Origin of the sequence: Bradyrhizobium tropiciagri (assembly GCF_001189845.1) — a bacterium.
Lineage (GTDB): Bacteria > Pseudomonadota > Alphaproteobacteria > Rhizobiales > Xanthobacteraceae > Bradyrhizobium > Bradyrhizobium tropiciagri.
Genome location: NZ_LFLZ01000027.1, coordinates 16,355 through 42,311, shown reverse-complemented (window position 1 = coordinate 42,311; position 25,957 = coordinate 16,355). Strand labels below are relative to the sequence as shown.

23 protein-coding genes and 1 pseudogene are annotated in these 25,957 nt (G+C 65.2%); 14 read left to right on the top strand and 10 right to left on the bottom strand.

From position 1 onward, the window contains the following. Positions 1-210 precede the first annotated feature (210 nt). Positions 211-2,460 carry a L,D-transpeptidase family protein gene (locus tag AKN84_RS21815; protein WP_050422680.1) on the bottom strand — a complete coding sequence of 750 codons (2,250 nt, stop codon included), beginning with the start codon at positions 2,458-2,460 and terminating at the stop codon, positions 211-213. A 306-nt stretch (positions 2,461-2,766) separates the two neighbouring features. Continuing rightward, positions 2,767-4,257 carry a sigma-54-dependent transcriptional regulator gene (locus AKN84_RS21810; protein WP_050422679.1) on the bottom strand — a complete coding sequence of 497 codons (1,491 nt, stop codon included), beginning with the start codon at positions 4,255-4,257 and terminating at the stop codon, positions 2,767-2,769. 142 nt (positions 4,258-4,399) lie between these two features. Here AKN84_RS21810 and AKN84_RS21805 point away from each other — a divergent pair, with 142 nt between their 5' ends. From AKN84_RS21805 to AKN84_RS21765, 9 genes are all read left to right on the top strand, one after another. Further along, the gene (locus AKN84_RS21805; RefSeq protein ID WP_050422678.1) at positions 4,400-6,316 is read left to right on the top strand and encodes a M3 family oligoendopeptidase; all 1,917 of its coding nucleotides are present in this window, start codon (positions 4,400-4,402) and stop codon (positions 6,314-6,316) included. A 250-nt stretch (positions 6,317-6,566) separates the two neighbouring features. Further along, a complete protein-coding gene (locus AKN84_RS21800) occupies positions 6,567-6,719 on the top strand; it encodes an aa3-type cytochrome c oxidase subunit IV (protein WP_021078552.1) in 153 nt (50 codons plus the stop codon). Positions 6,720-6,861: 142 nt separating this feature from the next. Next, the gene (locus tag AKN84_RS21795) at positions 6,862-7,986 is read left to right on the top strand and encodes a Re/Si-specific NAD(P)(+) transhydrogenase subunit alpha (RefSeq protein ID WP_050422677.1); all 1,125 of its coding nucleotides are present in this window, start codon (positions 6,862-6,864) and stop codon (positions 7,984-7,986) included. Positions 7,987-7,997: 11 nt separating this feature from the next. Next, a complete protein-coding gene (locus AKN84_RS21790) occupies positions 7,998-8,315 on the top strand; it encodes a proton-translocating transhydrogenase family protein (protein ID WP_016841609.1) in 318 nt (105 codons plus the stop codon). 45 nt (positions 8,316-8,360) lie between these two features. Then, positions 8,361-9,758, top strand: coding sequence for an NAD(P)(+) transhydrogenase (Re/Si-specific) subunit beta (locus tag AKN84_RS21785; protein ID WP_050422676.1), 1,398 nt, complete (start codon positions 8,361-8,363; stop codon positions 9,756-9,758). A 310-nt stretch (positions 9,759-10,068) separates the two neighbouring features. Next, complete coding sequence (locus tag AKN84_RS21780) at positions 10,069-10,875, top strand: alpha/beta hydrolase (protein WP_050422730.1); 807 nt, start codon at positions 10,069-10,071, stop codon at positions 10,873-10,875. Positions 10,876-10,928: 53 nt separating this feature from the next. Beyond that, complete coding sequence (locus tag AKN84_RS21775) at positions 10,929-12,026, top strand: calcium:cation antiporter (protein ID WP_050422675.1); 1,098 nt, start codon at positions 10,929-10,931, stop codon at positions 12,024-12,026. 37 nt (positions 12,027-12,063) lie between these two features. After that, complete coding sequence (locus AKN84_RS21770; protein WP_028340624.1) at positions 12,064-12,348, top strand: cupin domain-containing protein; 285 nt, start codon at positions 12,064-12,066, stop codon at positions 12,346-12,348. 251 nt (positions 12,349-12,599) lie between these two features. Continuing rightward, complete coding sequence (locus AKN84_RS21765; RefSeq protein ID WP_050422674.1) at positions 12,600-13,478, top strand: hypothetical protein; 879 nt, start codon at positions 12,600-12,602, stop codon at positions 13,476-13,478. A gap of 252 nt (positions 13,479-13,730) precedes the next feature. Here the strand turns inward: AKN84_RS21765 and AKN84_RS21760 are convergent, their stop codons facing one another. Beyond that, the gene (locus AKN84_RS21760; protein WP_050422673.1) at positions 13,731-14,387 is read right to left on the bottom strand and encodes a tetratricopeptide repeat protein; all 657 of its coding nucleotides are present in this window, start codon (positions 14,385-14,387) and stop codon (positions 13,731-13,733) included. Positions 14,388-14,500: 113 nt separating this feature from the next. Then, positions 14,501-14,797, bottom strand: coding sequence for a 30S ribosomal protein S21 (rpsU, locus tag AKN84_RS21755; protein ID WP_021078544.1), 297 nt, complete (start codon positions 14,795-14,797; stop codon positions 14,501-14,503). Between the two features lie 263 nt (positions 14,798-15,060). On the opposite strand from rpsU, the gene aqpZ reads away from it, so the two are divergent. Beyond that, positions 15,061-15,783: an aquaporin Z gene (gene aqpZ, locus AKN84_RS21750; RefSeq protein WP_050422672.1), complete on the top strand. Its 723-nt coding sequence runs from the start codon at positions 15,061-15,063 to the stop codon at positions 15,781-15,783. Between the two features lie 161 nt (positions 15,784-15,944). On the opposite strand, the gene AKN84_RS21745 is transcribed toward aqpZ, so the two are convergent. Together AKN84_RS21745 and purE are read right to left on the bottom strand one after the other, a co-directional pair. Continuing rightward, positions 15,945-17,054, bottom strand: coding sequence for a 5-(carboxyamino)imidazole ribonucleotide synthase (locus AKN84_RS21745; protein ID WP_050422671.1), 1,110 nt, complete (start codon positions 17,052-17,054; stop codon positions 15,945-15,947). Then, the gene (gene purE / locus AKN84_RS21740; protein WP_050422670.1) at positions 17,051-17,539 is read right to left on the bottom strand and encodes a 5-(carboxyamino)imidazole ribonucleotide mutase; all 489 of its coding nucleotides are present in this window, start codon (positions 17,537-17,539) and stop codon (positions 17,051-17,053) included. Before purE ends, AKN84_RS21745 begins: the two co-directional genes overlap by 4 nt. 145 nt (positions 17,540-17,684) lie before the next feature. On the opposite strand from purE, the gene AKN84_RS21735 reads away from it, so the two are divergent. Then, positions 17,685-18,431 carry a GGDEF domain-containing protein gene (locus AKN84_RS21735; RefSeq protein ID WP_050422669.1) on the top strand — a complete coding sequence of 249 codons (747 nt, stop codon included), beginning with the start codon at positions 17,685-17,687 and terminating at the stop codon, positions 18,429-18,431. 125 nt (positions 18,432-18,556) lie between these two features. Here the strand turns inward: AKN84_RS21735 and AKN84_RS21730 are convergent, their stop codons facing one another. From AKN84_RS21730 to AKN84_RS21720, 3 genes are all read right to left on the bottom strand, one after another. Beyond that, on the bottom strand, positions 18,557-18,808 hold the full coding sequence (locus AKN84_RS21730; protein WP_050422668.1) for a hypothetical protein: 252 nt from the start codon (positions 18,806-18,808) through the stop codon (positions 18,557-18,559). Positions 18,809-18,850: 42 nt separating this feature from the next. Further along, positions 18,851-19,060, bottom strand: coding sequence for a hypothetical protein (locus tag AKN84_RS21725; protein WP_050422667.1), 210 nt, complete (start codon positions 19,058-19,060; stop codon positions 18,851-18,853). A 199-nt stretch (positions 19,061-19,259) separates the two neighbouring features. Then, entirely contained in the window at positions 19,260-19,466 is a 207-nt protein-coding gene (locus AKN84_RS21720; protein WP_024583705.1) for a YdcH family protein, read from the bottom strand. A 240-nt stretch (positions 19,467-19,706) separates the two neighbouring features. Between AKN84_RS21720 and AKN84_RS21715 the strand changes: the two genes are divergently transcribed. Beyond that, the gene (locus tag AKN84_RS21715; RefSeq protein ID WP_050422666.1) at positions 19,707-19,892 is read left to right on the top strand and encodes a YdcH family protein; all 186 of its coding nucleotides are present in this window, start codon (positions 19,707-19,709) and stop codon (positions 19,890-19,892) included. Between the two features lie 93 nt (positions 19,893-19,985). Here AKN84_RS21715 and AKN84_RS21710 read toward each other — a convergent pair whose 3' ends face one another. Next, positions 19,986-21,092 carry an NAD(P)/FAD-dependent oxidoreductase gene (locus tag AKN84_RS21710; protein WP_347337359.1) on the bottom strand — a complete coding sequence of 369 codons (1,107 nt, stop codon included), beginning with the start codon at positions 21,090-21,092 and terminating at the stop codon, positions 19,986-19,988. A 255-nt stretch (positions 21,093-21,347) separates the two neighbouring features. On the opposite strand from AKN84_RS21710, the gene AKN84_RS21705 reads away from it, so the two are divergent. Beyond that, entirely contained in the window at positions 21,348-24,035 is a 2,688-nt protein-coding gene (locus tag AKN84_RS21705; RefSeq protein ID WP_050422665.1) for a sensor domain-containing protein, read from the top strand. Positions 24,036-24,387: 352 nt separating this feature from the next. Then, a pseudogene (locus AKN84_RS21700) lies at positions 24,388-25,922 on the top strand (ABC-F family ATP-binding cassette domain-containing protein). Positions 25,923-25,957: the final 35 nt, after the last annotated feature.

Genomic DNA, 25,957 nt, shown 5'->3' with positions numbered 1-25,957 from the left:
GGAAGACGGTGAACGCTTTCTTAAAGCGGGAGGGTTAACCGAGGTTTACCGACCCGCCCCCAAGTTAGGCTTAACTAACTGGGCGAGTGTGGCAAAAGATAGCCCAGTCCCCCGGCTGGCACCGGGAATGGTTAACGTAAACGATCTCGCTTTTTGAGCGAGATCGTTGATTTTGCTTCAAAATTTATCGCAATCGGGCCGCGAAGCAGATTAGCGGGTGATCACCCGGCGCTGCTGCTGGGCCTGACCGCGGCGGGCCGGCTGCGGCTCCGGCTGTCCGAACCCTCCGAACAGGCGCTCGAAGAAGTTCGGTCCGGAGGACCCGAAGCCGCTGTTGTCGCCGGCGACATTGACGCCCGGAGGCAGGCTGCTGCTCGGCGGACGCGCATAGCTCGGCTGGGCATGCGCCACCACCGTTTCGAGATCCTTGCCGCGGCTGTTCCTGAGCAGCGACAGCATGGTGGCGTCGCGGCCGTAGACGTCCTTGCGGATCTGCAGCTTGCCGGCGTCGTCCACGAACGCGGTCTGGTAGGTGATGTTGACCGGGATCGGCGTCGGGAATTTCAGATCGACTTCGCTCGAGCCGTACATGCTGCGGATCCGCTCCGGCGTGTAGTGCTGGTTCGGCTCGGTGATGTTGAGTAGCACGGATGCGTACTGATCCGGATTCTGCACGCGCATGCAGCCATGGCTGTAGGCGCGCTCGTCCTTCGCGAACAGGTACTTGTCCGGCGTGTCGTGCTGATAGACCAGGAACTTGTTCGGGAAGTTGAAGCGGATGCGGCCGAGCGCGTTGGCCTCACCGGGCGGCTGCGAGACGTGGATCGAGCCGTCGCGGTTGCGCTCGAGCTTCAGGCCCATGCGCTGCAAAACCGTCGGATCCTGCTGCAGGGCCGGCAGATACTCGTTGTAGATGATCGACGGCGGCACGTTCCAGGTCGGGTTGACCGTGATGTACTTCATCGTCTCGGTCAGAAGCGGCGTGGCGTGCTGGCCGGGCTTGCCGGTCACGACGCGCGTGGTCCAGACCTGCGCGCCGTTCTGCATCACCTTCAGCGTGTAGTCCGGGATGTTGAGGATCACATAGGCGTTGCCGACAGTGGCGGCGCCGAGCTGGCGCGGCAGCCAGCGCCAGCGCTCCATGTTGACGATCACGGTGTCGATCTGGCGGTCGCGCTTCGGATTGTTCAGCGCCTTCACCGTGCGCTCGTCGAGCACGCCCGTCGGCTTGAGGTCGACGCTGCTCTGGAATCTCTCCACCGCGCGCGCGACGGTCGCATCATACTTCGTGCTGTCGGCATTCTCGGTGACGCCGAGCTTGCCCCGCAGGTCGGGCACGCGCGGATCATCCATCTCGACCGCGGCCTGCTTCTTGCGCGCCGGCACATATTTCAGCGCCGGGCCGTCGGCGATCATGATGACAGGGCCGTCGCCCTGGCCGCGCAGCTCGGCGAGCTTCTTCTTCAGCTCCTTGTAGAGCTTCTGCGGCGGATTGTAGCTGTCGAGCGCAGCCGAGGCGTCCTTGGCGGAAGTCACATTCGTGAACACTTCCGCCGGATCGATCGGGTGCTCCGGATAGAGGATGTCTGCCGACACCTGCGACCAGTGCATGCGGCCACTCTGAGCCTGGCGCGCATAGTCCAGCATGCTGGCCGCGAGCTTCAGCTCGGCGTCGGCCAGCGCATCGGGCGTCGTCGCGGCGGCGAAATCCGGCACCGGATAGTCGGATGCATCGAGGCCGTCGGCGGCCGCGTCCTTCAGGCGGGCGATGACGCCCTTGCCGGCGTCGGTCAGCTTGCCGGCCTTGGTGAACACAGGCGCATATTCGCGGGCCGAATAGAATTTCTCGGCGGCCGCGCGCTCGTTCTTGCGATCGAAGGTGCGCAGCGACTTGTTGGCGAGCAGGTCGCGCAGCTTGTCAGCGACCGGCTGATCCTCGGCGGCAACATTGCTCGCGGCCTTCGCGGGCTCGGTCGCGGGAGCTGCGGCCGTCGCGGGAGCCGGAGCTGCGGCGGGCGCCGTTGCGGTGGCAGGGGCGGGCGCTGCCGCAGGCGGCGCGACCGCGGTATCGGTCTTTGGTGCATCGGCCTTCGGCGCGTCGGCGGGCTTCGTCGCCGGCGCGGTGGCGACATCGGCGGGCTTCGGCTCGACGGCCTTAGCCGTCGCGCTCGGCTCTGCCGGCTTCGCGTCGACAGGCTTTGCATCGGTGGGCTTTGCGTCGGCCGGCTTGGCTGCATCGGGCAGCGCGGCGGTGGTGTCGGGCTTGAAATCGCTCGCGGTGGGCGGCGGCATGTTGGCCGGTTCGGGGCGCGGGATCGCGGCGTCGATCGCAAGTTCCGAGGCACTGGAGCGAGGCGTGTCCTGCGCGAAGGCCGAGCTCGCGGACACCGTGAGGAAGGTCGCCGCGACGGCCATCAATACGCGGTCAAATCCTCGACGGTTGTTCGAACAGTCACGCATTTTCACACCCCCTGGGTGGAACTGCCCCTTCAGATCTGGAACAGTTCAAATCGACATCCGGTTTCATAGCTTGCGCGAAAGCGCCGGCTTCTCAAACGACTCGTATGCCTGCACGCAATTAACGCAGACGATACATTTGCCCCTCTTATGCAGCCAGCGCCATGCGGGGCAACTCACGACAAACTGACCTCGAAGCAGCTGATTTCGCTCGGGCTGTGCGTTTTTGCCACGCGGCACAGCCTTTGTCTGTCACCGCCACGACACGGTTCAAAAGGTTCCCTGGTACGGCCTCGGCGGCCCCAGGGCTTAACCGGCGTCGGTTGCGCGCGTGTCGGCCGCGGCCTCGTCGAGCTTGCGGTAGAGGGTCGAGCGGCCGATCTTGAGACGGCGCGCGACCTCCGACATCTGTCCGCGATAATGCGAAATCGCAAATCGGATGATCTCGTTCTCGAGATCTTCTAGCGGGCGCACCTCGCCCGCGGCATTGAGCATCGAGAGGCCGCCAGCGGTCGGGAGGGCAGTCGCGACTGGTATTTCATTACCGGAGATCATGGCAGGCGCCGTGGACGGCGACACCACCAGCGGCTCGCCCTGCAGGGACTTTCCGTCCGGGACCGGATGCGTCGGCCCTTGCGGGAAGTCTGCGAGCCCGAGCTGGTCGCCGTCGCTCATGACCACGGCGCGATACACCGTGTTCTCGAGCTGACGGATGTTGCCGGGCCAATCGAGCTGCGCCAGATGCGCCATGGCATCGCCGCTGATGCCGGTGATGTTGCGGTTCTCTTCGGCGCAGAACCGCGCCAGGAAATGCCGCAGCAGATGCGGGATGTCCTCGCGCCGCTGCCGCAGCGCCGGAATGGTCAGCGGCAGCACGTGCAGGCGATAGAACAGGTCCTCGCGGAACTGGCCGGCCTTCACGAGATCGAGCAGCTTCCGGTTGGTCGCCGAGATGATGCGGACATCGACCTTGACCGGCTTGCGTCCGCCGACCGCCTCGACCGTGCCTTCCTGCAGCGCGCGCAGCAGTTTCACCTGCGTCGCCAGCGGCAATTCGCCGACCTCGTCGAGGAACAGCGTGCCGCCATGGGCCTCCACGAACTTGCCCTGGTGGCGTTCGGTAGCGCCGGTGAAGGCGCCCTTCTCGTGGCCGAACAGGATCGATTCGACGAGATTGTCCGGAATCGCGCCGCAGTTCACCGCCACGAACGGCTTGGCCTTGCGCTCGCTGCTGCCGTGGATGGCGCGTGCGAACAGTTCCTTGCCGACGCCGGACTCGCCCTCGATCAGCACGGGAATCGTCGAGGATGCCGCTTTCTGCGCCGTGCGCAGCACTCCGGCCATCGCCTCGCTGCGGGTGATGATGTCGGAGAAGGTCAGCCGGCCCTCGCGGCTGTGGCGGATTCGCTGCAATTCGCCCTTCAGCGCCGAGGCGTTGAGGGCGTTGCGCAGGGACACCTGCAGCCGCTCGAAGCCGACCGGCTTGACGACGAAATCCTGGGCACCGGCGCGCATCGCCGACACCACATTGTCGATGCCGCCATGCGCGGTCTGCACGATGACCGGGACGTTCAAACCAGCTTCACGAATCTTTGCGAGGACTCCGAGACCGTCGAGGCCCGGCATCACGAGGTCGAGCACGACGGCATCGATCGCCTGCGTCTCGGATGCGGTCAGGGCCGCTACCGCCGCGTCGCCACTGTCCACGACGAGGGGCTCATAGCCGCACTTCTGCACCATGTTTTCAACCAAACGACGCTGTACTGCGTCGTCATCGGCGATCAAAATGGTGGCAGCCATGGTTTTCCCCGCACGCTACGATTATTTGTCTCGAATCGGGGCAATGTCGCCGATGCCGATTAACGCACTCTTAAACGTTGCCAACCCGCCCTTATTCCGCCGCCGCCGACATCTTTCCGACTGAACCAAGGTTACGAACAAGATGACCTCGCGCTCCAAAACTGCGTCCAACAAGACTGCCGTCAGCAAGGCCGCCCTCCGCAAGGAAGCCGCATTGCGCAAGACGGGTGCCCAACGCAAATCCACCGCAGGCGGCCCGGCGGCAAAAACGGCAGCCAGCAAGACCGGCAAGCTTCCCGAATGGAATCTGGCTGATCTCTACGCCGGTATCGATGCCCCGGAGGTCGCACGCGACCTGCAGAAAATGGATGCAGATTGCGTCGCGTTTGAGACCGACTACAAGGGCAAGCTCGCCGAAAATACCGCCAGGGAAGGCGGCGGAAAGTGGCTCGCCGAGGCGGTCCGCCGCTACGAGGCGATCGACGACCTGGCCGGCCGTCTCGGCTCCTATGCCGGCCTGGTCCACGCCGGCGACAGCGTCGACCCGGCGATCTCGAAATTCTACGGCGACGTCTCCGAGCGGCTGACGGCGGCGTCGGTGCATCTCTTGTTCTTCTCGCTCGAGCTCAATCGCGTTGACGATGATGTGATCGAGCGCGCAATGGCCGAACCCGCGCTCGGCCACTACCGGCCGTGGATCGAGGATCTGCGCAAGGACAAGCCGTACCAGCTCGAGGATCGCGTCGAGCAGCTCTTCCACGAAAAGGCACAGAGCGGCTACGCGGCCTGGAACCGGCTGTTCGACCAGACCATCTCCGGCCTGCGCTTCAAGGTCGCGGGCAAGGAGCTGGCGATCGAGCCGACGCTGAACCTGTTGCAGGACAAGGCGGGCGACAAGCGCAAGGCCGCGGCGCAAGCATTGGCCAAAACCTTCAAGGACAATGAGCGCACCTTCGCGCTGATCACCAACACGCTCGCCAAGGACAAGGAGATCTCCGACCGCTGGCGCGGCTTCCAGGACGTCGCGGATTCGCGCCATCTCAACAACCGCGTCGAGCGCGAGGTGGTCGATGCGCTGGTCGCCTCGGTGCGCGCGGCCTATCCGAAGCTGTCTCATCGCTATTACGCGTTGAAGGCCGGCTGGTTCAAAAAGAAGAAGCTGCCGCACTGGGATCGCAACGCGCCGCTGCCGTTCGCGGCGACCGGCACGATCGCCTGGCCCGAGGCGCGCAACATGGTGCTGTCGGCCTATAACGGTTTCTCGCCGAGGATGGCCGAGATCGCCGAACGCTTCTTCGATGATCGGTGGATCGATGCGCCGGTCCGTCCCGGCAAGGCGCCGGGCGCGTTCTCGCATCCGACCACGCCGTCGGCGCACCCGTACGTGCTGATGAATTACCAGGGCAAGCCGCGCGACGTGATGACGCTGGCGCATGAGCTCGGCCATGGCGTGCACCAGGTGCTGGCGGCGAAGAACGGCGCGCTGATGGCGCCGACGCCGCTGACGCTGGCGGAAACCGCGAGCGTGTTCGGCGAGATGCTGACCTTCAAGCGCCTGTTGTCGCAGACCAAGAACGCAAAACAGCGCCAGGCGCTGCTCGCAGGCAAGGTCGAGGACATGATCAACACCGTGGTGCGGCAGATCGCGTTCTATTCATTCGAGCGCGCGGTTCACACCGAGCGCAAGAACGGCGAGCTCACCGCGGAACGGATCGGCCAGCTCTGGCTCAGCGTGCAGGGCGAGAGCCTCGGGCCGGCGATCGAGGTCAAGCCGGGCTACGAGACGTTCTGGATGTACATCCCGCACTTCATCCACTCGCCGTTCTACGTCTACGCCTATGCATTCGGCGATTGCCTGGTGAACTCGCTCTATGCGGTCTACGAGCATGCGTCCGAGGGTTTCGCCGAGCGCTATCTCGACATGCTCGCCGCCGGCGGCACCAAGCATTACTCCGAACTGCTGCGGCCGTTTGGGCTCGACGCCAAGGACCCGAAATTCTGGGACGGCGGCCTGTCCGTGATCGCCGGCATGATCGACGAGCTGGAGGCGATGGGCTGAGGCCCATCGGCCTTCCGGCCTGCCCCAGACAGATTCGTTCGGCGCTTTTTGCGCCTCACGGCATGACCATGCCATGACGCCTGCGCTTGGGAGATCAATCTTGCCCGAGGGGCGGCCGCAGGGCCGTCGCTCGAGGGGTGAATCGGGGACGATTTGCGCTCCAAATCACCCGATAGGGACCGCGCCGTTGCCCTGCCAATCCGTTTGCGGTAATGGCTCGCAGAACGCGAATTTCTGACTGGGGACAGCGATGGCAGACCATAGCGAAGTGGCCTATACGACCGCCGACGGCAACGATTACGTGGCGCATGAGCAGACCTATGAAGGGTTTCTCATGCTGGTCAAATGGGGCACGATCAGCGTCGCCATCCTCCTCGCTCTGATGGCCTATTTCCTGGTCTGATCCTTGATCGGCTAGCGGCGCCGCCGTCCCGCGGCGGTGCCGGAATTCCTGTTGAACCCGGCTGTAAAAACCGGGGTATCCAATCTGGCGAAAATAACGCTAGTTTGAAGACGCGTGCGCCGCTCGCGCCGCCGGAGGGCCCATGAAGATCGCCGTTGCCAAGGAAATCGATCCGTCCGAGCCGCGGGTTGCGGTTTCGCCGGACACCATCAAGAAGTTCAAGGCGCTCGGCGCCGAGGTCGCGGTCGAGCCCGGCGCCGGCATCAAGTCGGGCCTGCCTGATTCGGAGCTCACCGCGGCGGGCGCCACCGTCAGTGCCGATGCGCTCAAGGACGCCGACATCATCATCAAGGTGAAGCGGCCCGAGGCCTCCGAACTCTCCAAATACAAGCGCGGTGCGCTGGTCATCGCGATCATGGATCCCTACGGCAACGAGGCCGCGCTGAAGACGATGGCCGATGCCGGCGTGTCCGCCTTCGCGATGGAATTGATGCCGCGCATCACCCGCGCGCAGGTGATGGACGTCTTGTCCTCGCAGGCCAATCTGGCCGGCTACCGCGCGGTGATCGAGGGCGCCGAAGCCTTCGGCCGCGCCTTCCCGATGATGATGACCGCCGCCGGCACCGTGCCGGCCGCCAAGGTGTTCGTGATGGGCGTCGGCGTCGCCGGCCTGCAGGCGATCGCGACCGCGCGGCGGTTAGGTGCCGTCGTCACCGCGACCGACGTCCGCCCCGCCACCAAGGAGCAGGTGGAATCGCTCGGCGCAAAGTTCCTCGCCGTCGAGGACGAGGAGTTCAAGAACGCGCAGACCGCGGGCGGCTACGCCAAGGAAATGTCCAAGGAGTACCAGGCCAAGCAGGCTCAGCTTACCGCCGAGCACATCACGAAACAGGACATCGTGATCACGACCGCGCTGATCCCGGGCCGTCCGGCGCCGAAGCTCGTCACCGGCGAGATGGTGAAATCGATGAAGCCGGGCTCCGTGCTGGTCGATCTCGCGGTCGAGCGCGGCGGTAATGTCGAAGGCGCCAAGCCCGGCGAGGTCGTCGAGACCGATGGCATCAAGATCGTCGGCTACACCAATGTCGCCGGCCGCGTCGCGGCTTCGGCCTCGGGGCTCTACGCACGCAACCTGTTCTCGTTCATCGAGACGATGGTCGACAAGGCCAACAAGGCGCTCGCGGTCAATTGGGACGACGAGCTGGTGAAGGCCACCGCGCTGACCAAGGACGGCGCCGTCATCCATCCCAACTTCCAGCCGAAGTAAGGAGAGAAGCCATGGAGCATCTCGCGCAGGCCGTCGATCCGTTCGTGTTCCGGCTGTCGATTTTCGTCCTCGCCGTGTTTGTCGGCTATTTCGTGGTGTGGTCGGTGACGCCGGCCCTGCACACGCCGCTGATGAGCGTGACCAACGCGATCTCGTCGGTGATCGTGGTCGGCGCGCTGCTCGCGGTCGGCGTCGGCATGGTGTCGAGCGGTTCGGGCTGGGCCCGCGGCTTCGGCTTCGTCGCGCTGATCTTCGCCTGCGTCAACATCTTCGGCGGCTTCCTGGTCACCCAGCGCATGCTGGCGATGTACAAGAAAAAAGCCAAGTAACGGCAACCACCTCGGGGTGTTGTAAGAATTTTGGGGGGACCTGAGATGAGCGCCAATCTCTCTGCACTGTTGTATCTCGTGGCGGGGGTGTTGTTCATCCTGTCGCTGCGCGGCCTGTCGAGCCCGGCGTCGTCGCGCCAGGGCAACATGTTCGGCATGATCGGCATGGCGATCGCCGTCGGCACCACGCTGGCGAGCCATCCGCCGGCCGGCGGCGTGGCCTGGCTGCTGGTGATTCTCGCGGTCGCGATCGGCGGCGGCATCGGCGCCGTGATCGCGCGCCGCGTGCCGATGACCTCGATGCCGGAACTCGTCGCCGCGTTCCACTCGCTGGTCGGTATGGCCGCTGTGCTGGTCGCCGCCGGTGCGTTCTACGCGCCCGAAGCGTTCGACATCGGCACGCCCGGCAACATCCATCCGCAGAGCCTGGTCGAGATGTCGCTCGGCGTCGCGATCGGCGCGCTGACCTTCACCGGCTCGGTGATCGCGTTCCTGAAGCTGTCGGCGCGGATGAGCGGCGCGCCGATCATCCTGCCGTTCCGCCACATCATCAACATCGTGCTGGCGCTGGCGCTGGTGTTCTTCATCGTCGGCCTCGTGCTGTCCGGCAGCGCGTTCGACTTCTGGATGATCACGATCCTGGCGCTGGCGCTCGGCGTGCTGATGATCATCCCGATCGGCGGCGCCGACATGCCGGTCGTGATCTCGATGCTGAACTCGTACTCCGGCTGGGCCGCGGCCGGCATCGGCTTCACGCTCGGCAACTCGGCGCTGATCATCACCGGCGCGCTGGTCGGCTCGTCGGGTGCGATCCTGTCCTACATCATGTGCCACGCGATGAACCGCTCGTTCATCTCGGTGATCCTCGGCGGCTTCGGCGGCGAGACCGCGGCCGCCGGCGGCGGCAGTGGCGAGCAGAAGCCCGCCAAGCTCGGCTCGGCTGATGATGCCGCCTTCATCATGAAGAACGCCTCCAAGGTCATCATCGTGCCCGGTTACGGCATGGCGGTGGCGCAGGCCCAGCACGCGCTGCGCGAGATGGCCGACCTCCTGAAGAAGGAAGGCGTCGAGGTGAAATACGCCATTCATCCGGTGGCGGGCCGCATGCCCGGCCACATGAACGTGCTGCTGGCGGAAGCCAACGTGCCCTATGACGAGGTGTTCGAGCTCGAGGACATCAACTCCGAGTTCGCGCAGGCCGACATCGCCTTCGTGATCGGCGCCAACGACGTCACCAACCCGGCGGCGGAAGAGGACAAGACCTCGCCGATCTACGGCATGCCGGTGCTGCAGGTCTGGAAGGCCGGCACCGTGATGTTCATTAAGCGCTCGCTGGCCTCGGGTTATGCCGGCATCGACAACCCGCTGTTCTACCGCGACAACACCATGATGTTGCTCGGCGACGCCAAGAAGGTGACCGAGAACATCGTCAAGGCGATGTAAGGCGGGCGGCGAATGGCGCTGAACCGGGAGTGGCATCGAGAACATCGCATGCCGCCGCGGGCCACGCGCGAGCAGCGCATCAGGTGGCATGTGACGCATGCGAATGTTTGCGCTTGCCGGCCCATTCCCGACAGCATCAGGCTCGAGGTCGAAAAGCTGCTCAATTCCAGGCGCAGGCCGACCTCGGCGGCCACTGAAGACCAAGGCCGGGACTCAAAACTGCGAAAACAACCCCATGCAAAGTAGCAATGGGGTCTCACATTACCCGACACACTAAACCTAGAGCTGCAGGCGAGATTTGCGCGTGGTTCTGACGATCCTGAAATGGCTGCTGATCGTCGCCGCGGTCGTCTATCTCGGTGGCCTTGCGGTGCTGTACGTCAAGCAGCGCGAATTGCTGTTTCCGATCCCGCCGGTCGGGCGCACCGCGCCGGCAGCCGCCGGCCTTCCCGAAGCCGAAGAGCACGTGCTGACAACCACCGACGGCGAGAAGGTCATCGTCTGGCATGTGCCGGCGAAGCCGGGCCGGCCCGTCGTGCTGTTCTTTCCCGGCAATGGCGATTTCCTTGCTGGCCGCGTGGCGCGCTTCAAGGGCATCATCGCCGACGGCACCGGGCTGGTGGCGCTGTCGTATCGCGGCTACGCCGGTTCGAGCGGATCTCCGAGCGAGCAGGGGCTGCTGCAGGATGCCGCAGCGGCTTACGCGTTCACCACCGCGCGGTACCGCGCCGAGCAGATCGTGGCTTGGGGCTTCTCGCTCGGCACCGGCGTTGCGGTCGCGCTCGCCGCCGAGCACCCCGTCGGCAAACTGATCCTGGAGGCGCCGTACACGTCGACGGCCGACGTCGCCGGCGCGCACTTCTGGTATGTGCCGATCAGCCTGCTGATGCGCGATCAATTCCACTCCGACCGGCGAATCACAGGCGTGACGGCGCCGCTGTTGATCATCCACGGCACCGACGATCCGGTGATCCCGATCGGGTTCGGCGAGCGCCTGTTCGGCCTCGCCCATGAGCCCAAGCAGTTCGTGCGCCTGCCCGGCGGCGGGCACGACAATCTCGACGATTTCGGTGGGATGGCGACCGCGCGGCGGTTCATCGACGCCGCAAGAGGCTGACGGCGGCGATTGTCTATCGCATAATCGTCCCATCGAAGTGAGGGGACCCCACGATGAGCGCACACGGACCGATGCCACGATCGGCCTGGCTGTATCCCGTTCTGGCGGTGCTGTTGTTTGCCGCGGTCTCGGCCTCCGGCTACAGCTTCGCGCCGTCGGCCGCCGGCTGGGTGTTCGCGGCCGTGCTGCTGGTGATTCTGTTCGGCACCGTGTTTGCGGCCGTCCATCACGCCGAGATGATCGCCGAGCGGATCGGCGAGCCGTTCGGCACGCTGCTCCTGACGCTCGCCGTGACGATCATCGAGGTGGCGCTGATCTCCACCATCATGCTGGGCGACACGCCGGCGCCGACGCTGGCGCGCGACACGGTGTTTGCGGTGGTGATGATCGTCTGCAACGGCCTGGTCGGGCTCTGCATCTTCATCGGCGGCATCCGCTACCGTGAGCAGGATTTCCAGATCACCGGCGCCAACCTTTACCTCAGCGTGCTGTTCGTGCTCGCGACCATCACGCTCGACATGCCGAATTTCACGCTGACTGCGCCCGGCCCGATCTACTCCACGGCCCAGCTCGCCGTGATCAGCGTCGTGACCCTGCTGCTCTACGCGGTATTCCTCTACACCCAGACCATCCGCCACCGCGATTACTTCGTCAGCGGCGCCAATGAGGCGGCGGCGCATGGCGAGGTGATGTCGGATCGCATGACCGCGATCAGCGTGGCCCTGCTGCTGGTGTCGTTGCTGGCGGTGGTGCTGCTGGCCAAGAAATTCTCGCTGGTGGTCGACGTCGTCACCGTCAAGATCGGTGCGCCGCCGGCCTTTGCCGGCCTTGTCGTGGCGGCCCTGATCCTGCTGCCGGAGAGCGTTGCGGCAGTGGCGGCGGCGCGCAAGAACGACCTGCAGAAGAGCATCAACCTCGCGCTCGGCTCCTCGATCGCGACCATCGGGCTCACGGTTCCCGCCGTGGCCCTTGCTGCCAATGTGCTCGACAAGCAACTGGTGCTCGGGCTCAGCAACCAGCATATGCTGATCCTGCTGCTCACCTTCATGGTCAGCATGCTCACCTTCGGAACCGGCCGTACCAACATCCTGTTCGGGCTCGTTCACATGGTGGTGTTCGCGGTGTTCGTGTTCATGGTTTTCGTGCCGTAGATGATCCGCTCAAACAAGAAACTCGGAGAAAATGACGATGCTCAGCGCCAAATCGGATGTGCAGGTGGATACGGCGGAGGTTCGCGTGACCGAATGGCGGCTCGCGCCGGGCAGCGCCACCGGCCACCACACCCATGAGATGGATTACGTCATCGTTCCGATCACGGCCGGGGAGATGACCATCGTGGCGCCGAACGGCGAGCGCTCGAAGGCGCAGCTCGGGGCCGGCAAGTCCTATTTCCGCAAGGCCGGGGTCCAGCACGACGTGCTCAACGAGACCGCCAGCGAGATCGTGTTCCTGGAGGTTGAACTCAAGCCCTGATGCGGGCGGTAACCCTGCGCGCGCAGAATGGCAGGTCCGAGTCGGCGCGGCTGTGGAAATTCATAACCCGTTAACGGCTGCACGATGAATTAGGAGGTGGATGCGGCCTACGCAGGGGGCGCCTCCGGCTGAAACCAAAGTGACACCAAAGGTGACGTCGGAACGGGGGTTTGCCACCGATCCGACGCAGTTGATCCCTGAATGTGCCTCAAAGTTCCAGCATGAAATAACGGGGTGGGGAGTGGCAGGTCATGCTGAGTTACCTGAAGAAATTTGTGATGGACATCTTACCCTCGGTGGCAGCGACCATCATCGGGGCGTACATCGTCAATCACTACATCGTGGCCAAGCCGGACGCGCCGGCAGCCGCAGCCTTGACCGCCACCGTTGATCCCAAAGCCGATCCGAAAGCCGCTGCCAAGCCCGCCACCGTGGTCAGCAGCCTTCCGGAAGCCGGCGTGAAGGCCAAGGGCATGTCCGAGCGCACGCTGATCGAGCGGTCGGCGTCGGAGAAGGCCACCGTCACCGAGAAGCCCGCCGAGAAATCCGCCGACCAGAAGTCTGACGCTCCGGCCGATACCGCGAGCATCCCCGCCGACACCCGCCATCACCCGGCGGCGTCGAAGGCTGTCGCAAAGGTGACGCCCGCCGCGCCGCAGCCGGCCGCGCCCGCCACGTCGGCCGCGCCAGTCGAGGCCGCCGCCACGCCGGAAGAAAACCGCGACGCCAACGATCTGGCGCGCGCCGCCATCGAGCGGCTGCGCAAGGAGCGTCCGCAGGAAGCCGCGCGTGCCCAGGATGCACAGCGCACCGATGTTGCCCGCCTGCCCGACGCGCAGCGCCCCACTGCTTCGTCGGCGATCCGGCCGTTGCCGCCGCCGATCATGGTGTCGAACCCGTCCAGCGACAATGCCGATCAATCCTCGCAGCCGCGTCCGCCCTACGCCGCCAATGCGCAGGATTCGAACCGGCTGACGCCGCCGGCCGACATTCCGGTCCCGGTGATCCAGGCGCCGCTCGACCTGCGCGCCGACGCGGCTATGGCTGCGCCGAAGAATGAGCGCAGCTCGGTGACCGACGACATGTTCTCCGGCATGAAGTCGATGTTCCACGCCGTCCTGCCGAAGTAAGCGTCCCGCTGAAGTAAAGCGCGATGAGTTTTGATTGAATCGGCTTGGCGCGGTCTTGGTTCACCTCTCCCCGCCGGGGAGAGGTCGGATGGCGCCTGGCGATGCGAAGGATCGTCCAGTGCAATCCGGGTGAGGGCTTCTGCTCTCTCGATAGACCGTCACCCCTCACCTGATTTGCTGCGCAAATCGACCGCTCCCAAGGGAGAGGTGAACTTTCGACGCCGTTACAGCTCAACCTGATCTCATCAGGCTTTAGCCGCCGGTGCGCGCCAGCCCGCTGCGCGCGCTGCCGTCATTCGGCCGCAGCGCCAGCGCGCGATTGTAGGACGCTGCCGCCTTGGCCTTGTCGCCGAGCCGCTCATAGGCCTGCCCCCGGGCGTTCCACGCTGCAACGTTGTTGGGATCGGCCTGCACGGCCTCATCGAGGTCGCTGGCGGCCTGCTTGGCTTTGTCGAGCGCGAGGTAGCTGGTGGCGCGGCCGACCAGCGGCTCGGCCTTCTGCGGCGACAGCCCGCTGGCCGCGGTGAAATCGTCGATCGCCTGCTGATGTTGCCCGCGGCCCTGATAGATCAGGCCACGGCCGTACAGCGCCTGGATGTTGTAGGGGTCGGAGGTCAGTGCCTGCTCGAACTCCGCCTGCGCTTCGTCGACCTTGCCGGAATGCGCCAGCACCTGGCCGCGCGTGGCGTGATCCCTGGCGCTGTTGATATCCTGCGGCGTGATGGTGTCGGCAGCCGGCTTGTCGGCGGTGGCGGCCGGTTTCGGCTTGTCGTCCGAGCCCCATGAACCGAGGTCGAAGGAGCAGCCCGCAAGCGGCAGGCCGAGAGTTACTGCGATGATGAGCTGCGGCGCGCGGCGGCGGCGCGGTGGTGCCAGAAAGAGCGGGCGGGGCGCCGGAGCATCCGTCATGCAAAATGCTCTTGCCGGTAATCTTGCATGGGAACCCCGGAACGCGGCTTGCTTCAAAACGACAACGCGGGCCCGAGGCCCGCGCTGTTAGACTTCCAGATCGGCAAAACGGTTCAGCGGGGGCCGCGACCAGCGCCAGCACCACCGGGACGGCCGCCGCGGTCGCCACCGGGACCAGCGCCGAACACCGGCTTGGGCTTCATCGGCAGCAGGCCTTCACGCTGCAGCTTCTTGCGCGCCAGCTTGCGAGCGCGGCGCACGGCCTCGGCCTTTTCGCGAGCCTTCTTCTCAGAGGGCTTTTCGTAGTGACCGCGGAGCTTCATCTCGCGGAAAATGCCCTCGCGCTGCATCTTCTTCTTCAGCGCCTTCAGGGCTTGGTCGACATTGTTATCGCGGACGAGAACCTGCACGCGGCATCCTCTTTTGAATTGATCGGTTCGGAATTCTGGCGAGGTGAAGGGGCGGCAAAAGGCCTGCCTCTTAACCCTAGGCGCGCGCATGTATCAGACAAACGCGCAGATGTCCACCGGTCGAGTGACTTTCGGGCCTAGTAAAGCCACGAAATGGGGCGAAAATGCATGGTGCGGCCCTGATTTGGGTGATTTGGCGCCCGGTTGAGGGCCGCTCCCGGCGTTTTGGATGACCCGGGCATTGGAAATAGGGGAGATCGCACATGGATATGAAGAAGTATGCAGCCGAGCTGATCGGTACGTTCTGGCTCACATTCGCTGGCTGCGGCAGCGCGGTCATCGCGGCAGGCTTTCCGCAGGTCGGGATCGGCCTGGTCGGCGTGTCTTTGGCCTTCGGGCTGAGCGTGGTGACCATGGCCTATGCGATCGGCCATATCTCGGGTTGCCACCTCAATCCGGCGGTGACCGTCGGGCTTGCCGCGGGCGGGCGTTTCCCCGGCGGCCAGGTGCTGCCCTACATCATCGCGCAGGTTGCCGGCGCGATCATCGCGGCCTGCCTGCTCTACGTGATCGCCAGCGGCGCGCCCGGCTTCGATGTCAGCAAGGGCTTCGCCTCCAACGGCTATGATGCGCATTCACCGGGCCAGTACAGCATGGTGGTGTGCTTCATCATGGAGGTGGTGATGACCATGATGTTCCTGTTCATCATCATGGGATCGACGCACGGCAAGGCGCCTGCCGGTTTCGCGCCGCTCGCCATCGGCCTCGCGCTGGTGATGATCCATCTCGTCAGCATTCCCGTCACCAACACCTCGGTGAACCCGGCGCGCAGCACCGGTCCGGCGCTGTTCGTCGGCGGCTGGGCGCTGGCGCAACTCTGGATGTTCTGGGTCGCGCCCTTGATCGGCGGCGCGCTCGGCGGCGTGATCTATCGCTGGCTCAGCGACGAGCCGACCGGCATCGTCGCCGGCGTCAAGACTGCGTGATCGGCTAGAGCGTTTTCGAGCGAAGTGGACGCCGGTTCGCGTGAAGAAAACGCGTCAAAGCACAAAACTAGAGCATCGATTTCAATCAGAGCCGATGCTCTAATGGGATCGTGGTCGCCACGATCCCGATGCGCCAGAGCGCGATCGCGCTCCAGCAGAATTCACGGCTTGCGGGGCGGCGTCACTTCGGTGACGTGCCCCATCTTGCGGCCGGGGCGCGGCGTGCCCTTGCCGTACAGATGCACGGTGGCGCCGGGAACGGTGAGCCACTGCTCGTAGCTCAGGATGTCGTCGCCGATCAGGTTGGTCATGGTGACCACCTCGCCATGGAGCACCGGCTTGCCCAGCGGCCAGCCGGCGATGGCGCGAATGTGCTGCTCGAACTGCGAGATCGAAGCGCCGTCGAGCGTCCAGTGACCGGAATTGTGCACGCGCGGTGCGATCTCGTTGACCAGCACCGTCGCCGCCTTGCCGTTGCCGGGGACAACGAACAATTCGACCGCGAGCACGCCGACATAGTCGAGCGCAGTGGCGATCTTCTCGGCGATTGCGCGCGCCTGCGCGGCAAGGGCCTCGGGAATCGCGGCCGGCGCGCGGGAGATCTTCAGAATGTGGTCGCGATGCTCGTTCTCGGTGACGTCGAAGCATTCGACTTCGCCCGAGGCGGAGCGCGCCGCGATCACCGAGATCTCGCGCTCGAACGGCACGAAGGCCTCGAGGATGGCCGACTTGGTGCCGAGATCCTCCCAGACCCGTTCGATGTCATCGCCCGGGCGGATGATGGCCTGGCCCTTGCCGTCATAACCGAAGCGGCGGGTCTTGATGACAGCAGGCAGGCCGATTTGTTCGATCGCCGCGCGCAGCGTCGCGACCGAGGAGACGTCGGCATAATCGGCGGTGCCGATGCCGAGCTTGCAGATGAAATCCTTCTCGATCAGCCGGTCTTGGGTGGTCTCGAGGATCTTGTACGCGGGCAGCACCGGGCGGCGCGCGGCGAGCACCATCGCGGTCGCGGCTGGGACGTTCTCGAATTCATAGGTGACGACGTCGACGTCGTTGGCGAACAGTTCGAGCGCCTCGACGTCGGCATATTCCGCGCAGGTTGCCTTCTGCACGACATCGAAGGCGGGCGAATCCGGATCCGGCGAAAACACCTCGCAGCGCAGCCCGAGGCGCGCCGCGGCCATCGCCAGCATCCGGCCCAATTGTCCGCCGCCGAGGATTCCAATTGTGTCGCCCGGCTTCAGCTTCACGAGGTTCGAAGCCGTCACGCCGCGCCCTCCGGATGGTCCTTGACCGCATCGGTCTGTTGCTTGCGCCAGGCGGCAAGGCGGGCCGACAGAGCGGGATCGCTGAGCGCGAGCACGCTTGCCGCGAGCAATGCGGCATTGATCGCGCCGGGCTTGCCGATTGCCAGCGTCCCGACCGGGACGCCGGCCGGCATCTGCACGATCGAGTACAGCGAATCGACGCCCGACAGCGCCTTCGACTCGACGGGAACCCCGAACACCGGAAGCTCCGTCAGCGCGGCCGTCATGCCCGGCAGATGGGCGGCACCGCCGGCGCCGGCAATGATCACCTTGTGCCCGGCAGCCTTGGCGTCCTTGGCAAAGGCATAGAGCCGATCCGGGGTGCGGTGCGCCGAAACGATGCGCGTTTCGCAGGCAACACCCAGCGCAGCCAGGGTCTCGGCGGCATGCCGCATGGTTTCCCAGTCGGACTGGCTTCCCATGATGATGGCGATCGGAGCGGTCATCTCTTCAATTCTGTGCAGGAATCCAAAAGCATAGGCCGATTATAGGGACGGCCCGGCTCTCATCCAAGGCGTGGCAAGGGAGTTAGAATGGACTATCCTGTCTTGGTGAATCCCGGCAAGCCTTCATAAGCAGGCCTCAACAAGGATGCGCATGAAGAAGAAGACGAAGGCGGCCGCCTCAGGGACCGCAAAACGACGCAAAGGCGCGGCCGCCGCGCGCAAACCGGGGCCGGGCAGGACTGGAAGCAAGGGCGCTGGAAGCAAGGGGACTGGTAGCAAGGGGGCTGGAACCAAAGCGGTTGGAACCGGAGCTTCTACGCGAGGCGCGGTCGCATCCGGCGACAAATCCACCATCCGCCGGTTGCGGGCGCAACTGGCGCGGGCGCAAGCCCGGATCGAGGAGCTGCAGGCCTCGGCCGAGACCGACTTCCTGCTCGGCATCCTGAACCGGCGCGGCTTCGAGCGCGAGCTCGTCCGTTCGCTCTCCTTCATCAAGCGCTATCAGGCCTCCGGCGCGCTGATCGTGCTCGACGTCGATCGCCTCAAGCCGATCAACGATGCCTTTGGGCACGCGGCCGGCGACGAGGTGCTGAAGAAGATCGTTGCCGCGATATCGGACCAGGTGCGCGCCTCCGACGTGGTCGGCCGTCTCGGTGGCGACGAGTTCGCGGTGCTGCTGTGGAATCTCAGCGAGACCGATGCGCGTGCCAAGGCGGCTGCGCTGGAAGATGCGATCGACCGCCTGACCTTCGTGTTCCGTGACAGCCGCGTCTCCGCGGGCGCCTCCGCAGGCGTCGCGATCCTCACCGCGCATTCGGATATCGATCGCGTTCTCGATGAGGCTGATCGCGCGATGTATGTGCGCAAGGCGCAGCGGCGCCATGAATCCTAAGGAGAATCCAGAGCAGGATGAGTTTTGGTTGAATCGGCTTGGCGCGGTCTCGGTTCACCTCTCCCAAGGGAGAGGTGAACTTTCGAGGCCGTTCCAGCTTAACCTGATCCCATCATCCCTAGCGGTTACAGCGCGCTGAGATCTTCCGGCACATTGCCGTAAGCGCGGAGCAGCTTGGCATCGCCGAATTCGCCGATCGCGGGATCACCGGTGCGGCTGAACGCGACGGCGCCGATGCTGCCGGGCATCCGCGACATCGTCTCCGCCCGGCGCAGCGCGATCGCCGAGCTCTGGCATTCCTCGGCGCTGCCGGCGACCGGCGTGCCGTCGTCGTCCTGCATGAAGGGCAGTGCCACGTAATAGGTCACGTCCGCCATTGCTGTGCTCCCTTGAAGGTCAGGCCAAGGTCAGGACAAGGATCAGGCGGCGTCGCTGGCCGCATGGCTTCGCGCCGGCACGCAGCCGGCCGTGATCGCGGCCTGCAATTCCTCGAGCTCGGCTTCCAGATATTCGTTGGCCATGATCAGCGCCTTGATGGTGCTGCGCAGGTTGCCGTCGCACATCGCGATCGCCTGGTCGCAGGCCTTCTCGTAGTGGCTGTGCTCGGGCAGGGACGGCGGTGCGGACATGGCGAAACTCCCTCTGATGGCTGGCGGCTGGATCGGCATGTTCTTATTTTGTTCTTTTGGAGTCAAGCGGCGAAAACCGCGCGCGTCCGTTGCCGCGAACGTGAAGCCAACGAGGCGGCTGGCAACGAGGCGCTGTGGATGACGGGGAAAACCCACGGGTCGACCTGAACCGGCGGGCCGCCGAACCCATCGGCGCGCGTCAGGCGATGATGTCGGGCGTGATCTGATCTTCGATGAAGGCGATGCGGTCGCGCAATTGCAGCTTCCGCTTCTTCAGGCGCTGCAGCATCAGGAGGTCCGGCGCTGGCGACTGATGCAGCGCGTCGATCGCGGCATCGAGGTCGCGGTGCTCTTGTTGCAGACGCGCAAGCTCGGCGAGGAGTTCGCGCTCATCCTGATCGTTCATGGTTGTGTATTAACTGGTAAGCACGATGAGGTTGTTGCGGCCGAAGCAGCCGCTTACCGGAATATCCTCCCTGCGCGCGCGCCGCGCAAGCCGGACCGGTTCCACAATCACGATTGGTTACAGATAAACCGAAATGAGTGCATGCGGCATTTCGCGTCCCCTATCGACAGTACCGCCCACTTGTGTACACTCAGGAGTCCGGATCGAACCTGAGGTTTAACGCACCGAGGAGAGTTCGCAATGGCGATACAGGCCCATCTCGTTGAGCTGGAGCGTAAACACAAAATACTCGAGAACGAACTGCACGAAGCGCTCGTTCACCCCTCAGTAGACGACCTGCATATTTGCGAGCTGAAGCGCCGCAAGCTGATGGTCAAGGATCAAATCGAGCGGTTGAGACTTTCCGCCGACGACACGGTCCACTAAGCCGGTCCCCCTGTAAATTCGCAAATAATCTGGCCTTTCACCGAGGGATGAGCGCCAAAGCGCGCGTCCCCCGGGAGGCTATGCTGCATTTGCTCAGAGCTGCACCAGCGCGCCGACATGGTCGGCGACCGCAAGCGACGACGTCAGCCCTGGTGACTCGATCCCGAACAGGTTGATCAGGCCGGCGACGCCGTGATCGGCCGGGCCCTGGATCAGGAAGTCCTGGGTTGCCACCGCCGGCGGCACGATCTTGGGCCGGATTCCCGAATAGCTCGGCATCAGCGCGCCATCCGGCAGGGTCGGCCAGTATTTCCGGATCGCCGGATAGAACCGGTCGGCCCGGGCCGGATCGACCGCATAATCGATGTGATCGATCCATTCGACGTCGGGGCCGAACCTTGCCTGTCCGGCCATGTCGAGCGTCAGATGGACGCCGAGCCCGCCGGGCTCCGGCACCGGATAGATCAGGTGCGAGAACGGCGCTTTGGCGCTGCAGCTGAAGTAATTGCCCTTGGCCAAATAGGCGGTTGGAATCAACGCGATCGGCATGCCCTCGACGCTGCGCGCGACCGCCGTCGCGCCGAGGCCGGCGGCATTGACCAGGAGATCGCAGGCGAGCGTCATGGGCGCTGCGCCGCCGGCCTCGATCTCGAACCCGTTGGCCGTCGCCCTGGCGTGGAGCAGCGGCGTATGGAACGCGAACGCCGCCCCGGCCGCCTCGGCGTCGCCGCGCAGCGCCAGCATGTAGGCATGGCTGTCGATGATCCCGGTCGAGGGCGACAGCAGCGCCGCGTCGCAGTTCAGCGCCGGCTCCAGCGCGCGCGCCGCCTCGCCGGACAACAGCTGCATGTCGTCGACGCCGTTGGCCGCGGCATGCGAGCGGATCGACTGCAGTTTCTCGGTCTCCGCAGGCGTGGTGGCAACGATCAGCTTGCCGCAATTCTTGTGCGGGATGCCGTGCTCGGCGCAGTAGCGGTAGAGCGCCCGCTTGCCGCTGACGCACATCCGCGCCATCAGGCTGCCGGCCTTGTAGTAGATCCCGGCGTGGATCACCTCGCTGTTTCGTGACGAGGTCACCGTGCCGATCGCATCGGTCTCCTCGATCACAATCACTTCGCGGCCAGCCTGTGCCAGCCGGCGCGCCACGGCGAGGCCGATCACCCCCGCACCGACGATCACGCAATCAACCCTGTCCATCACGTCCTTCAGGTCCGAATATTTTCGCGCAGCCACGCCTTGGCCATGGCCGCCAACATCGTTCAGCCGATCCGCTCGTTCCGGGCAAGTGGTTGGGCCATCTCAAATTGTCGGGGAGCCATGCCGCGTTAGTGGAGCATTAATCATGTCAGGGCAATTGCCGTAAATTAACTCGCATTGTCCAGTTGCATCCGTACGCGTTTACCCGATCCAAACCGCCGGAGCCGGACACTCGCCGGGGAAATCCGCGGGTGATCGATGGCTGGCAGGAAGTGGCAGGCGGGCGGGAAGAATTCGATTCCGGCAAGGGCCGTCCTTTGCCTGATCGCCGCCGTCGTGCCGTTCAGTGCAGCCCGGGCCGCCTCGGCCGCCTTCGCGCCCTCGACCTATCTCGGTGACCTCGATCCCGGCGTGGTCTGGGAACTCCTGATCGGCAGCGTGGTGGTTGCCTCCTTCCTCGGTGCGGTCGGGCTCTGGGTGCTCTCCGCCCTGCGCAGGGTCAAGCGCGCGCAATTGCGGCGCAACGCCTTCGTGTCGTCGGCCCTCAACCATCTGAACCAGGGCGTGGTGATGACCGATGCGCAGGGGCGCATCGTGTTCTGCAACGACCGCTATCTCGACATCTACGGCCTGTCGCGCGCCGACATCCGGCGCCACATGACCGGCACCGAGCTGCTGGAGCTGCGCCGCAGCCGCGGCGTGCTCGACGTCAGCGTCGACGATTTCTTTGCGAGGGCCGCAGCGCCCGAGGGGTTGGTCACCGAACTGCCGGGCGGCAAGTCGGTGCTGGTGAAATATTTTCCGTTGCCGAACGGCGGTTCGGTCGCGACCCATCTCGATTGCACCGACCAGCGCAAGCTGTCGCGCAAGCTGGCCTCGACCACGCAGTTCCTCGAATCCGTGCTCGACAACGTCCCGGTCTGCGTCGCGGCCAAGAACATCGAGGACGGCCGCTACATCTTCGCCAACCGCGCGTTCGAGCGCTTCTCGCGGTTCTCGCGCGATCACATCGTCGGCAAGCGCGCCGACGAGATCTTCCGTCCCGAGACCGCGCTCAGCATCGACACGGCCGACCGCGCGGCGCTGGACGCGCCGGAAGGCTATCACCGCAGCGAATTCTTCGTCGAACGCGGTGCGGAGAAGCGCATCCTGGCGTCGAACCGGGTGATCGCCCGCAACGAGGCTGGCGAGCCGGAGTTCCTGATCGCGCTGTTCGAGGACGTCACCGACCGCCGCTCGCTGTCGCGCGAGCTCGAGAACAACAAGAAATTCCTCGAGCTCGTGGTCGACAACATCCCGGTCTCGCTGATCGTGCAGCGCGTCAGCGACGGCCGCTACCTGCTGGCCAACCGCAGCGCCGAGACGATCCTCAACCGCCGCCGCGAGGATGCCGCCGGCCTGACCGCGTCCGACATCTTCAACGCGCGCGAAGCCAAGCTGATCATCGCCCGCGACGAGGCCGCGATCCGCAAGCGCAGCATGATCGCCGAGGAGCACCCGATCTCGACCAAGGATGGTCTGCGGCTGTTCCTGACCCGCCGCATGACCGTGCTCGATGATCATGGCGAGCCGCAATATCTGATCAAGACCCATGAGGACGTCACCGACAGGCGCCAGACCGAGTCGCGCATGGCGCACATGGCCTATCATGACGGCCTGACCGATCTGCCGAACCGCGCCGCCTTCCTGCAGGCGCTGACCCAGATGATCGAGGCCTGCGACGGCACCGACGAGGAGTTCGCCGTGCTCTGCGTCGACCTCGACGGGCTGAAGGAGATCAACGACGTCTACGGCCATGCGATGGGCGACAAGGTGCTGATCGAGGTCGCGCAGCGTTTGCAGACCGTGGCGCGCGGCGGCGTGGTCGCGCGGCTGTCCGGCGACGAATTCGGCCTTATCATCGACGGCAAGCAGCCCGTCGCCGGCATTGCGCTGGCCGAGCAGGCCGCCGAGGCGCTGGGTGCGGATTTCCTGATCGACGGCAAGTCGGTGCGCACCGGCCTCACCACCGGCATCGCGGTATTCCCCGCCAATGGATCCGACGCGGCCTCGCTGCTGGCCAATTCGGGCGCGGCGCTGTTCCGCGCCAAGGCAAAGTCGCGCGGCACGATCTCGATCTTCGAGCCCGAGATGGACCAGCAGATCCGCGATCGCCGCGTGCTGCACCAGGAATTGTCGGTCGCGATCAAGAACGGCGAATTGTCGCTCTACTACCAGCCGCAGGCGGCGGCGGGCGCGAGCGTTGCGGGCAGCCAGATCATCGGTTTCGAGGCGCTGGCGCGCTGGCACCACCCGGTGCGCGGCTTCGTGCCGCCCAGCGACTTCATTCCGCTGGCGGAAGAAAGCGGCCTGATCGTCGAGATGGGCGAATGGATCCTGCGCGAGGCCTGCCGCGAGGCGGCCTCCTGGGCGGTGCCGATGCAGGTCGCCGTCAACCTGTCGCCGGCGCAGTTCACCCACGGCGACCTCGTCGGCCTCGTCCATTCGATCCTGCTCGAGACCGGGCTGACGCCCGACCGCCTCGAGCTCGAAATCACCGAGGGCGTGCTGATCGAGGATTTCGACCGCGGCCTGTCGCTGCTGCGGCGGCTGAAGGCGCTCGGCGTGCGCATCTCGATGGATGATTTCGGCAGCGGCTATTCCTCGCTGAGCTATCTGCAGGCGTTTCCGTTCGACAAGATCAAGATCGATCGCGCCTTCGTCATCAATCTCGGCCGCAATCCGCAATCGGCCGCGATCGTGCGCGCGGTGATCGATCTCGGCCATGGCCTCGAAATGTCGATCGTCGCCGAAGGCGTCGAGACCGAGGCGCAGCTCGGCTTCCTCGCCGAGGAAGGCTGCGATGCGGTGCAGGGCTATCTGATCGGCCGGCCGGCCCCGATCGGTCAATTTGCCGCGCTGGTCGGCGGCGACCACCTGGCGGAAACCGTGCGTAGAGCTGGTTAGACGGGCCTGTACCTCGGGCGGCTCCGCCGGCTGCGCTTGCCATCCGTGGCACGTCCGGTTAAATCTCGACCCACCACAACATGTGTTCCGAGAAAGGAGGGCTGCGTCGTGGCGCGATTCAACGATCCCCACCTCAAGCGTGGCCCCGTCAACGCCCTGCAAATGCGTTTGCAGGGCTGACCGGAAACTCGCCTAAAATCTCTTCCTGGTCTGCCCTTCGTGGCCGTGCGGCGTCGAACGTTTGAGCGTTCGTGCCTGCACTCAAATCCCTCGCCGCGCTTCGACACGCACATCCGATGGCTGGATGCCTCGCGATGTCGTCGTGATCGCCGGCAAGACCAGAGAATTGATCGTGTCCCTCATCAATGTACGCAATCTCGGCGTGACGCTGAACGCGCCGCTGTTTTCCGAACTGAATTTCGCCGTCAATGCCGGCGACCGGATTGGCCTCGTGGCCGCCAACGGCCGCGGCAAATCCACGCTGCTCCGCTGTATCGCCGGCGCGATGGAGCCCAATGAAGGCGACATCACCCGCGCGCGCGGCCTGACCGTCGGCCATGTCGAGCAGGACGCGCCACTGAGCCTGCTGGACACGGCGTTCCACGCCGCCGTCCTCGACGCGCTGCCCGGCGAACAACGCGGCAGCGAAAGCTGGCGGGTCGACGTCGCCCTGCAATCGCTGGAGGTGCCGGAGGAACTGTGGGCGCGGCCGCTCAAGCAGCTGAGCGGCGGCTGGCTGCGGCTTGCGCTGCTCGCCCGCGTGCTGGTGACCGAGCCCGACATATTGCTGCTCGACGAGCCGACCAACCATCTCGACCTCGCCAAGATCGCCCGGCTCGAGACCTGGCTGAACGCGCTGCCGCGCGAGATGCCGGTGGTGATCGCAAGCCACGATCGCGCCTTCCTCGACGCGACCACCAACCGGACGCTGTTCCTGCGCCCGGAGCGGTCGCAGCTGTTCGCGTTGCCCTACACCGCGGCGCAGGCGGCGGTCGACGAATTCGATGCCTCCGACGAGCGGCGCTATCAGCGCGACATGAAGACCGTCCGTCAGCTCCGGCAGCAGGCCGCGAAGCTCAACAACCTCGGCATCAATTCCGGCAGCGACCTCCTGCTGTCGAAGACCAGGCAATTGAAGCAGCGTGCGGAGAGGCTGGAGGAGACGGCGAGGCCGGCGCATGTGGAACGCTCGGCCGGCACGATCCGCTCGCCAACCGCGACACCCATGCCAAGGTGCTGATCAGGCTGAACAACGCTGCGATCGCCACCCCCGACGGCCGGCAGCTATTCAGGACGGGCCAGCAGTTCATCTGCAAGGGCAACCGGATCGCGCTGCTCGGGCCGAACGGCGCCGGCAAGACCCGGTTCGTCGCGGCGCTGCGGCTGGCGATCGAGACCCCCGAGGCGGCCGCCGAAATCCGGGCCACCGAGGCGCTGATGCTGGGCTATTGCGACCAGGCGCTGGCCGATCTCAGGGATGGCGACACGCCGATGCGCATGCTGACGCGGCGCTTCGAGGTCGGCGATCAGCGTGCCCGCGGCCTGCTCGCCGGCGCCGGCCTCTCGATCGAGATGCAGGGCCGTCCGATCGGGCGGCTGTCGGGCGGGCAGAAGGCCCGTCTCGGCATGCTGGTGCTGCGGCTCACGCAGCCGAACTTCTATCTGCTCGACGAGCCGACCAACCACCTCGACATCGAGGGCCAGGAGACGCTGGAGGAGGAACTGATGGAGCAGCAGGCGAGCTGCCTGTTGGTGTCGCACGACCGCCAGTTCGTGCGGACGGTGGCCAACCGGTTCTGGGTGATCGAAGGCAAGAAGCTGATCGAGGTCGACGGGCCCGAACACTTCTTCGCTTCAGTCGGTGCGAGCACGATGACGTCAGATTGATTGGTCTCGCGGCACGTCGGCTACACCTGTCCCGT

Bases quoted from the DNA above. Each gene is read 5' to 3' on its own strand.
- AKN84_RS21795 (WP_050422677.1), top strand. From the start codon at position 6,862: ATGAAGATCGCCGTTGCCAAGGAAATCGATCCGTCCGAGCCGCGGGTT.
- AKN84_RS21770 (WP_028340624.1), top strand. From the start codon at position 12,064: ATGCTCAGCGCCAAATCGGATGTGCAGGTGGATACGGCGGAGGTTCGC.
- AKN84_RS21810 (WP_050422679.1), bottom strand. From the start codon at position 4,257: ATGGCTGCCACCATTTTGATCGCCGATGACGACGCAGTACAGCGTCGT.
- AKN84_RS21765 (WP_050422674.1), top strand. From the start codon at position 12,600: ATGCTGAGTTACCTGAAGAAATTTGTGATGGACATCTTACCCTCGGTG.
- AKN84_RS21775 (WP_050422675.1), top strand. From the start codon at position 10,929: ATGAGCGCACACGGACCGATGCCACGATCGGCCTGGCTGTATCCCGTT.
- AKN84_RS21805 (WP_050422678.1), top strand. From the start codon at position 4,400: ATGACCTCGCGCTCCAAAACTGCGTCCAACAAGACTGCCGTCAGCAAG.
- AKN84_RS21720 (WP_024583705.1), bottom strand. From the start codon at position 19,466: ATGAACGATCAGGATGAGCGCGAACTCCTCGCCGAGCTTGCGCGTCTG.
- AKN84_RS21800 (WP_021078552.1), top strand. From the start codon at position 6,567: ATGGCAGACCATAGCGAAGTGGCCTATACGACCGCCGACGGCAACGAT.
- AKN84_RS21715 (WP_050422666.1), top strand. From the start codon at position 19,707: ATGGCGATACAGGCCCATCTCGTTGAGCTGGAGCGTAAACACAAAATA.
- AKN84_RS21735 (WP_050422669.1), top strand. From the start codon at position 17,685: ATGCGCATGAAGAAGAAGACGAAGGCGGCCGCCTCAGGGACCGCAAAA.
- AKN84_RS21725 (WP_050422667.1), bottom strand. From the start codon at position 19,060: ATGTCCGCACCGCCGTCCCTGCCCGAGCACAGCCACTACGAGAAGGCC.
- AKN84_RS21730 (WP_050422668.1), bottom strand. From the start codon at position 18,808: ATGGCGGACGTGACCTATTACGTGGCACTGCCCTTCATGCAGGACGAC.
- AKN84_RS21815 (WP_050422680.1), bottom strand. From the start codon at position 2,460: ATGCGTGACTGTTCGAACAACCGTCGAGGATTTGACCGCGTATTGATG.
- purE (WP_050422670.1), bottom strand. From the start codon at position 17,539: ATGACCGCTCCGATCGCCATCATCATGGGAAGCCAGTCCGACTGGGAA.
- AKN84_RS21790 (WP_016841609.1), top strand. From the start codon at position 7,998: ATGGAGCATCTCGCGCAGGCCGTCGATCCGTTCGTGTTCCGGCTGTCG.
- AKN84_RS21705 (WP_050422665.1), top strand. From the start codon at position 21,348: ATGGCTGGCAGGAAGTGGCAGGCGGGCGGGAAGAATTCGATTCCGGCA.
- AKN84_RS21785 (WP_050422676.1), top strand. From the start codon at position 8,361: ATGAGCGCCAATCTCTCTGCACTGTTGTATCTCGTGGCGGGGGTGTTG.
- aqpZ (WP_050422672.1), top strand. From the start codon at position 15,061: ATGGATATGAAGAAGTATGCAGCCGAGCTGATCGGTACGTTCTGGCTC.
- AKN84_RS21760 (WP_050422673.1), bottom strand. From the start codon at position 14,387: ATGACGGATGCTCCGGCGCCCCGCCCGCTCTTTCTGGCACCACCGCGC.